This window comes from Aromatoleum diolicum, from assembly GCF_012910955.1.
Taxonomy (GTDB): Bacteria; Pseudomonadota; Gammaproteobacteria; order Burkholderiales; family Rhodocyclaceae; genus Aromatoleum; species Aromatoleum diolicum.
The window spans coordinates 42,549-51,105 of sequence record NZ_WTVQ01000035.1 but is presented as its reverse complement, the minus strand read 5'-3'; the positions used below and the strand labels follow the sequence as shown (position 1 = coordinate 51,105).

At 68.2% G+C, this 8,557-nt stretch carries 5 protein-coding genes and 1 pseudogene; 4 read left to right on the top strand and 2 right to left on the bottom strand.

What is annotated here, in order from left to right:
• The 3 genes from GPA25_RS17720 to GPA25_RS17710 all read left to right on the top strand — a co-directional run.
• On the top strand, nucleotides 1–409 hold a 409-nt coding region (locus tag GPA25_RS17720), incomplete at its 5' end, for a putative sulfate exporter family transporter (protein ID WP_169261733.1).
• Between the two features lie 419 nt (nucleotides 410–828).
• Nucleotides 829–1,242, top strand: a complete 414-nt coding sequence (locus tag GPA25_RS17715) for a rhodanese-like domain-containing protein (RefSeq protein ID WP_169261732.1) — start codon at nucleotides 829–831, stop codon at nucleotides 1,240–1,242.
• Nucleotides 1,243–1,322: 80 nt separating this feature from the next.
• On the top strand, nucleotides 1,323–2,153 hold the full coding sequence (locus GPA25_RS17710; RefSeq protein ID WP_169261731.1) for a sulfite exporter TauE/SafE family protein: 831 nt from the start codon (nucleotides 1,323–1,325) through the stop codon (nucleotides 2,151–2,153).
• Nucleotides 2,154–2,242: 89 nt separating this feature from the next.
• On the opposite strand, the pseudogene GPA25_RS24040 reads toward GPA25_RS17710, so the two are convergent.
• Nucleotides 2,243–3,004 (bottom strand): annotated as a pseudogene (locus GPA25_RS24040) (alpha/beta fold hydrolase); the annotation flags it as partial.
• 10 nt (nucleotides 3,005–3,014) lie between these two features.
• Complete coding sequence (locus tag GPA25_RS17700; protein WP_169261730.1) at nucleotides 3,015–4,418, bottom strand: tetratricopeptide repeat protein; 1,404 nt, start codon at nucleotides 4,416–4,418, stop codon at nucleotides 3,015–3,017.
• 163 nt (nucleotides 4,419–4,581) lie between these two features.
• Here GPA25_RS17700 and GPA25_RS17695 point away from each other — a divergent pair, with 163 nt between their 5' ends.
• Nucleotides 4,582–8,454 carry a BTAD domain-containing putative transcriptional regulator gene (locus tag GPA25_RS17695; protein WP_169261729.1) on the top strand — a complete coding sequence of 1,291 codons (3,873 nt, stop codon included), beginning with the start codon at nucleotides 4,582–4,584 and terminating at the stop codon, nucleotides 8,452–8,454.
• The last annotated feature ends 103 nt before the right edge of the window (nucleotides 8,455–8,557 follow it).

Sequence of the window (8,557 nt, the reverse complement as noted above, 5' to 3'; positions counted from 1 at the left end):
CGTCGCGCAGGTCGTGGCGGCGGGCTACATCATCTCGCCGGCAGTGGGCGACGGCGCGACCTTCGTCAAGCTCTTCCGCGTCGCGATGCTGTTGCCGGTGGTGGCGGTGGTGTCGGTGCTGTTCCGCGACGGCACGGCTACGGGCAAGAAGCCGCCGGTGCTGCCGGGCTTCCTCGTCGGCTTCGCGGTGCTGGTCGTCGTGAACAGCCTGGGACTCATCCCCAAGCCGGTCACCGAGGCCACCTCCAGCCTCTCGCGCTGGTGCCTCGTCGTGGCGATCGCTGCGCTCGGGGTCAAGACCTCGTTCCAGCAACTCGCCGCGGTGGGCTGGCGACCGGTGGCGATGCTGGCCGCCAATACGGTCTTCCTCGCGGCGCTGATCCTGGGCGGCCTCCTGATGCTGCGCTGAGCCGGTATCGCGCGGCGCACGGTATTGGCTCGACGAGGGGCCATAGAGCAAGCGCTTCCAAAGAAGGGTTTTCGCAGGGTGTCCCCCGGTCGTTTCCGGAACTCCAAACCTCCTCTCCTCATGGATTGGGACACCCTTTTTTATTCCGCCACCTGGTAATGATCCTCAGTCCGAAAATCGATCGGGAAAGGGATCGCCGCGCCGCGCCCGCAGCGCTCTCGTCGCAGGCATTGCGTCGTGGCGAACCATGTACGTGCGGAAGCCGGGTCGGCCCATTCATGATGTCTCACGATGTCAAGAAATCGTCACGAAAGGGCAAGAGCCAGGCGGTTCGCGCCTTGCATGATTAGACGTCTTTCAATCGTAGCCCCACGGTTGATTTTTCGTTCGTCGACGACGCGCATGAAGGGAGGCAAGCAATGGAGCACCTTACCCCGGAAGAAACGGTCCGGTTTCTGAATGACAACCCGCGAGCGCTGTTCATCGACTGTCGCAGCGAGATGGAGTATCGCTTCGTTGGACATCCTTCGGGAACTCGACATGTTTCCTGGAACGATGGCCCAAGTTGGGATGTGAATCCGAATTTCGTCGGCGCCGTAAGAATGCTCGCGGACGACGCCCTCGACCGCCCCGTGGGGGTGATCTGCCGCACTGGCGAGCGCGCGGTAGAAGCGGGTAAAGCGCTAGAGGCCGCGGGTTTTTCGCGAGTTTTCACGGTCCTCCACGGATTCGAGGGTGATCTTGGTGAAAACCATCAACGCGGCGGGGTGAATGGCTGGCGTTTTGACGGACTGCCGTGGGAAACCAGCGCCTGTCGGCAATGCGGATCCTAAGGCGTGTGGCGAATTTCCCGCGGCAGGCTTGCATGCCGACGGTAATATTGCCGTTCGCACTTACGTCGGTTGGACTACAGATGAGTATTCTGATTGGGCTGATAGTGGGTTTGGTCCTCGGGCTGACAGGGGCCGGTGGCTCGATCTTTGCGGTACCGTTGCTGATGGCCGGGCTCGACTTTTCGATCACACAAGCCGCCACGATTTCGCTCCTCGCGGTGGCGGTCTCGGCGGCGCTGGGTACTGGATTGGCATGGAAGCACAGCTATGTGCGCTATCGCGCCGCCACGCTCATCGCTGTTGTGGGGATACTTTTTGCGTCGCTGGGGATTCGCGTCGCAGATCGGTTGCATCCATCAGTATTGGTTCTGATCTTTGCGTGCGTACTTGCCATTGTCGCCGTGCGTATGTTTTACACCGCGACGGTCTCAAAGGAGGACACCGCGGTCGTGCGTTCCGCAGTGACAGGCGAGGGCGCGTCCTCGACCGGCAAGGTCGGCAAGGTGAATCCTTTGAGCGGGCGCCTGATCTGGTCTCGATCCGTGGCGATGACAATCGCTATGATCGGAGCTGCCACCGGTTTCCTTTCCGGATTGTTGGGTGTGGGCGGTGGATTTGTAATCGTCCCAGCGCTGCGAGCCACGCTACCGTTATCGATGCACTCCGCTGTGGCTACGTCGCTCATGGCGATAGCGTTGACCAGTTCGACTACGTTTGTCAGTTGCGTTTTGCAGGGACGAAACATTCCATTCTATATGGCGCTGCCCTTTGTTACAGGCTCCCTATTGGGGATGGTGCTCGGGCGGAGAGTGGCCGCTTTGATCTCAGGGCCGAGACTGCAGCAGGGGTTTGCGGTCGCGGCGGGGATGATTTCGGTTGCCATGATCTTCGACGCGTCGGCATCCCTTTGAACGCGTTCAGTCTGTTTGGCCGAACTGATTCCCGGACTGGAAGGAGCGGCGCGGTCCTCCACGAAGGTAAGGACGTCGGCTGCAAAGCGCTCCGGCTCCTCCCAATGCAGGGCGTGCCCGGCGTGCTCGTACACCGCGAGGCACGCGTCGGGGATCTGCGCGAGCAGGACATCCTGATCGGCGCGCGGACAGAAGCTGTCCAGCGCACCCCAAAGGATCAGCGTGGGCGCGTTGACGCGCCCGAGCGCGCTCACGAAATCGTCCTCGAGAAAGCCCTGGAAGGCCGCGCGCCAGACGTAAGCAGGGACCTTGAGGCTTTCCCGCACCGCGGTCTCCAGGAATGCCCCCGGTATCGGCTGGGCGAGGGTGCTCTGCTGGAAGTCCCTGGCGAACCCGGGATCGACCGGGTCGGCGAGCGGCGCGATCGCGTTCTCGCAGAATTCGACGAGGCCGGGGTTGCCGCGGTAGGTGGCGAAGGCGCCGGCGAGCACCAGGCCCAGGGTTCGCTCCGGATGGTCGATCGCGAAGCGCAGCGCGTTGGTGGTACCCATCGAATGCCCGACGAGGAAGGCCTGCTCCAGTTCGACTGCGTCCAGGAACGCGGCCACGTCGCCGGCGAAGTCCCGCGTCCGGTAGCCGGTCGGCGGCTTGTCGGCATCGCCGTGACCCCGCTGGGTCAGCGCAAAGGCGTGGATGGACTCCGGCAGACGGGGCAGCACGCCCTCGAAGGAGCGCCAGGAATCGGTGACCCCGTGCAGGAACACGATGGGCACGCCCGCGGGATCTCCCCGCTCGGCATAGGGCAGCTCGATCCCGCTGGAAAGGCGGATGGATTGGATGGTCGGTTTCATCGCTGTTTCCTCAGGAAAGGAAGGCCGCTTCCTTCGTCTGGCGAGCGTCGGGCGCGCGCAGCCCGTGACCGCCTGCCTCACGCGATGCCGCGGCGGCGCGCTCGGCACGGATGGCCAGGGCGCGGTTGAAGGGGCTCGTCGGCTTCTGGGCGCTGCGTTCGGCCACGAGTGACCGGGCGAGCCGTCCCTGGCCGGCACGCAGCGCCGCCTCGACCAGCGTCAGGTGGATGATGTCGCGCTGGGCGTGGCTGCCGCCGAAGCGCTGGGCGACACAGCGGACCGATTGCAGCAGGTCCACCGCGCGGCCATGGTCGCCGCGGCCGAAGGCTTCGAGGGCGCGGCACAGCGGCAGGCCCACCTCGCGGCTCATCATCCCGTTGGTGCCGCCAGCGGCGGCGCGGCGTTCGAGGGTCGCAAGCAGGGTCTGCGCGGCGCGCTCGTCGCCGCTGGCCACGAAGGCCATCATTGCGTGGAAGTCGTTGAAGGCGTAGTAGCCGTGCTCGACGGTGGGCGCCCAGGCCTGCGCCAGCTCGTGCCAGCGAGTGCCGGTGTCCACGCCGCGCAGGTAAAGTCGCCACAGCAGCGCCGAGGCGTCGATCATCTCCAGCACCACGTTCGACGGCCGCGGCCGGATCGCGCGGTCATAGAGTTCCAGCACCCGCCCGGTGTCTCCGAGGTCGAGGTGGTACAAGGCGAGATGCCACCAGTTGTGGAAGGCGAAGGCGTTGTCGATGGCCCAGTCGTCCTGCCGCTCGGTGAGCCAGCGGATTCCGTCGGCCTGGCGTCCCTGCATCTCCATGACGTGGGCGCCAGCGTGGATCGCCCACGGGTCGCGCCGGTTGAGCTCGACCGCACGCCGCGCCGTGTGCTCCGCCTGGTCGTAGAGCGCGGTCTCCTCGAGGCCGAAGGCATGCATTCCCAGCACGTAGCCGTAGCCGGCGACGCCTTCGTCCCAGTCCGGCAGGACCCGCGCCACGCGGTCGCGCAGCATCGAGGACTGGCCCAGGTAGAAGTCGCCGAGGTGGGCGAACTGCAGTGCCAGGCTGTCGCGCGGCACCTCGAGCAGGACTGCGCTCCAGCGCTCGACCGCGGCAGGGATGTCGCCGTCCAGCCAGGCCCGCGCGGCGGCGATGTGGCCGCGTTCGCGCTCGTTGGCGCGACGCCACAGGGCCTCTCCCGCTTCCACGCTGCCGCGCAGCTCAGCTTCCAGGGTCTTGTCGGTGCAGGTGGCCAGCACTCCGGCACGGAAGCAATACCCCATGACGAACTGCGGGTCCTCCGCGAGGGCCTTGTCGATGGCGGCAATGGGGTCGCCGAAATAGCCATTAAAGAGATCGGTGGCGGTTTCCAGGCGTTCCAGTGCGGCATGGCTGGTGGCGGAGACGGAAACTCCGCGACGGTCCAAGAGGGTCATGATGTACTCCTTTCGCTTGCTATCGCGTACTTGCGTATTGGCCCGGGAATCGGGTTGGGGACCATTGTCGGAAGGGGCCGTCGTCGCCCCGTCAGGCGCAGCGTGAAAATCGCGTGAAAGCGGAGCCTTGCTAAAATTCATCATTCCTGGAGGAGACCGACCTGTGGCTGCCTTGCGCCTCAACCTGTTGGGCGGTTTCGAGCTGCTGTCCGGTAGCGGCGCGCCTGTGTCCCTGCCGCCCAGGAAGGCGAAGGCGCTGCTGGCTTATCTGGCTCTGGGCGGGTCGCGTCCGCACGCCCGCGACAAGCTCGCGGCGCTGCTGTGGGCCGATTGCGGCGACGCCCAGGCGCGTACCAGCCTGCGCCAGGCCCTGGCCGCGATCCGCAAGTCCCTGGGCGAGGACGATTGCATCGTGGCGGACACCCAGACGATCACGACTCGGCCCGAAGCGCTGGCGGTCGACGCGGTCGAGTTCGAGCGGCTGGTGGCCGAGGGTACCGAAGGGTCGCTGTGGCGGGCCGTCGAGCTGTATTGCGGGGATCTGCTGGAGGGTTTCAGCGTCGCTGCGCCCGGCTTCGAGGCCTGGCTCGGCGCACAGCAGGAGTATCTGCGCCACCTCGCGGTCGACGCCCTGGCGCGGCTCGCCGAGGGTCACGCCGAACGCGGCCAGATCGAGCGGGCGATCGCCGCAGCCACCCGATTGATCGCCATCGACCCGCTGCACGAGCAAATCCATCGCTTGCTCATGGGGCTCTACCTGAAGCAGGGCCGCCAGGCCGCGGCGCTCAAGCAGTATCAACTGTGCCGGGAGATCCTGCAGCGCGAGCTGGGCGTCTCGCCCGAGGCGGAGACCGAGCGGGTCCATCGCGACATCCTGCAGCAGCGGCGCGCGGGGGTCGCGCCGGAGTCGGCCCCGGTCGTGCCCGCGGTGCCGGACGATGCGGCGCCCGCCGCGCCGCCGGGCGCCGCCGGCGCGCAGTTGCGCGAAGCCGTCGTCATGGCGGTCGACCTCGTCGGGGTGGATGAAGCCGGGGGCGCCGACGAGGCGGAGTCAGCGCACGAGCTTCTGGGGCGGTACCGCGGTCGCAGCGACGCCATCGTGGAGCAGTATGGCGGGAGCGTGACGAGCCACATCGGCGGACGGCTTGTCGCGGTGTTCGGTGCGCCGATCGCCCACGGCAACGACGGCGAACGCTGCGTGCGCGCCGCCCTCGCCATCGCCCAAGCCGTCGGCGGGTTGGCCGGCGCCGGCGCGGCGCCGCCGCAGGCACGGATCGGCATCGCCAGCGGCCTGGTGCTGGCGGAGCGGCAGGATGGGGCGCTCTTCGTGACCGGCGAACCGCTCCGCCTGGCCATGCGAATCGTGGAAGCGAGCGCACCCGGCGAGGTCTGGGTGGCGGCGCGGGTGCGCGATGCGCTGGCGGCCTGCCTCGATGCGGAGCCCCTGCCCGATGTGCCGATCCAGGCTGGGCAGCGTGCGGCCAGGGTCTGGCGCGTCAGGCGCTGCGGCGGACCGAAGCCATTACCCGCCCTTCCGCTGGTCGGACGGCAGGCGGAGCTGCACCAGCTCGCCGGCATCGCCGCGGCTTGCATGTCTGCGCGCCGCGGCCACGTGGTGCTGATCCGGGGCGAGGCGGGAATCGGCAAGAGCTGCTTGCTCCAGGAGTGCGCTCGCCTGGCCCGCGCGCAGGGCCTGCGCTGCCACACCGTACGGGTGCTGGATGTGGCGGGGGAGGGCGACGAGGATCTGATCGTCCAGTTGCTGCGAAGCCTGCTCGACCTGGACGCCTCGGCGGACCCCAACGCCTTGCAGGCGGCCATCGATCGGGCGGGCGCTGGCGCGGCGCTGGAACGGCATCAGCAAATCGTCCTCCACCCGACCCTGGGGGCGCCGCAGCCGGCCGAACTCAGGGCGCTCTACGACGCCATGGACCGCGAAGCACGCCAGCGCGCGACGCAGGCGCTGCTGTGCAGCCTGGTGCAATGGGCCAGCGTACAGGCGCCGCGCCTGATCCTGGTGGAGGACATCCACTGGGCGACGCGCGAGACGCTGGCGCAGCTGGCCGCGCTTGCCGCCGGCGCGCGGGCCTGCCCGCTGCTCCTGATGATGAGTACGCGCGAAGACGCCGACCCGATCGATGCCGCGTGGCGCGCCGCGGCGCGCGGCGCGAGCATCACCGCCATCGATCTGGCTCCCCTGAGCGAGGCCGAGGCGCGCGAGATGGCCGCCCATTACCCGTGCGCCGACGCGGCGCTGGTGCGCTCCTGCATCGAACGGTCGCAGGGCAATCCGCTGTTTCTCGATCAGTTGCTGCGAAACGCAGAGGCCGGTCACGGGCCCCTGCCCGGATCGGTGCAAAGCATCGTGCTCGCGCGCATGGACCGCCTGGCGCCCGCAGACCGCGAGGCGCTGCAGGCCGCTTCGGTCCTGGGCCAGGCGTTCTCGCTGCCGGCGCTGCGATGCCTGGCGGGCGGGGCCGACGAGGCCTGCGCGCGGCTGGCCGAGCAGGTGTTGATACGCCCCGAAGGCGAGGGTTTCCTGTTCATCCATGCGCTGGTGCGGGAAGGGGTGTATGCCTCGCTCCTGAAGTCCAGGAAGCGCGAGCTGCATGCCCTGGCGGCGCAGTGGTATGAGGGCCATGACCTGGCTTTGCACGCCGAGCATCTCGACCTGGCGGCGGACCCGGGCGCTGCGCGGGCTTACGTGGAGGCGGCGCGCGCCCAGGCGCAGAAGTATCAATACGAGCGGGCGCTGCGCCTGGCCGAGCACGCATTGGCGCTCGCCGGCGACGCGGCGATGAGATTCGAGGCGACAGCATTGCGGGGCCGTCTCCTTCTCGACCTCGGGCGGGTGGAGGAGGCGGTGGAAGCTTACCGGGCCGCCGCGACCCTGGCCTCGACCGGCGCCCACGAGCGGCAGGCACTGACGGGCCTGGCGGCGGCCTTGCGCATCTGCGACCGGCATCGGGAGGCCTTGTCCGCACTGGCTCGGGTACTGGCCATCGCAGGGGATCCGCCGTCCCCCGGCGAGCTGGCGGAGATCCACCTGCTGCGCGGCAACCTGTACTTTCCGCTGGGTGACCGCGCAGCCTGTCTGGCCGAGCACGAGCAGGCACGCGCCTACGCAGCGCGTTCCGGTTCGCCCCAGCTCGAGGCGCGCGCGCTGTCCGGACTCGGCGACGCCTACTACCAGCGCGCGCAGATGCTGACCGCGCACCGCTATTTCGATCGCTGCATCGAGCTGTGCCAGCAGCACGGAATCCGCAACGTGGAGGCCGTCAACCTGGCCATGCGCGCGGCCACCCGCCTCAACCGCAACGAGCTCGCGGAGGCGCTGGAGGATGCCCGGCTCGCCTCCGAACTCGCGGCCCAGATCGGCGACCTGCGCGCACAGATGCTGGCGGAGAATCTGTGGTGTGCCTGTCTGGCTTATGCCACCGATTGGCAGGGCGCCGCCCGGCACGCCGAGCTCGCCCTGGAGATTACCCGCCGGCTGGGGGCGCAGCGCTTCGAGGCGGAAATGCTCATGTATGTCGGGATCGCCCGATGGCACCTGGACGGCCCCGCCCAGGGCGAGCCCATCCTCGATCGAAGCTACGGCCTGTGCGTCGAAACCGGCGCGACCGCCTATTTCGGGCCACCGATCCTCGCCGCCCTGGCGGCGGTCACGTCCGATCCCGGCAAGCGAAAGGCCGCACTGGACGAGGGTGAGGCGCTGCTGGCCGGCGGCTGCGTCAGCCACTGCCACCTGTTGTTCTACGAGTACGCGATCGACATCGAGATCGAACAGGGGGATTGGCCCGTGGTGGAGCGCTATGCCGGGGCACTGGAGGATTACACACGCGTCGAGCCCATGCCCTGGAGCGATTTCCTGATTCGGCGGGCGCGGGCGCTGGCGCGCGTCGGCGAGGGGGTGCGCGATGCGTCCCTGGTCGAAACGCTCCGGGCACTGGCCGACGAAGCGCGCCGGGCCGGCATCAAGTGGCGCCTCGGCAAGCTGGAGCAAGCCCTGCAGCGTCTGGCGGATGGGTCGTAGCGCCGCGTTCAACCCCTGGAGCCTGTCTCGATACAAGGTATCCCGCCGGCGGGTGCTGGCCTTCGCACCATTCGTAGTCTGACCGACGGAACGTGACCGGTGT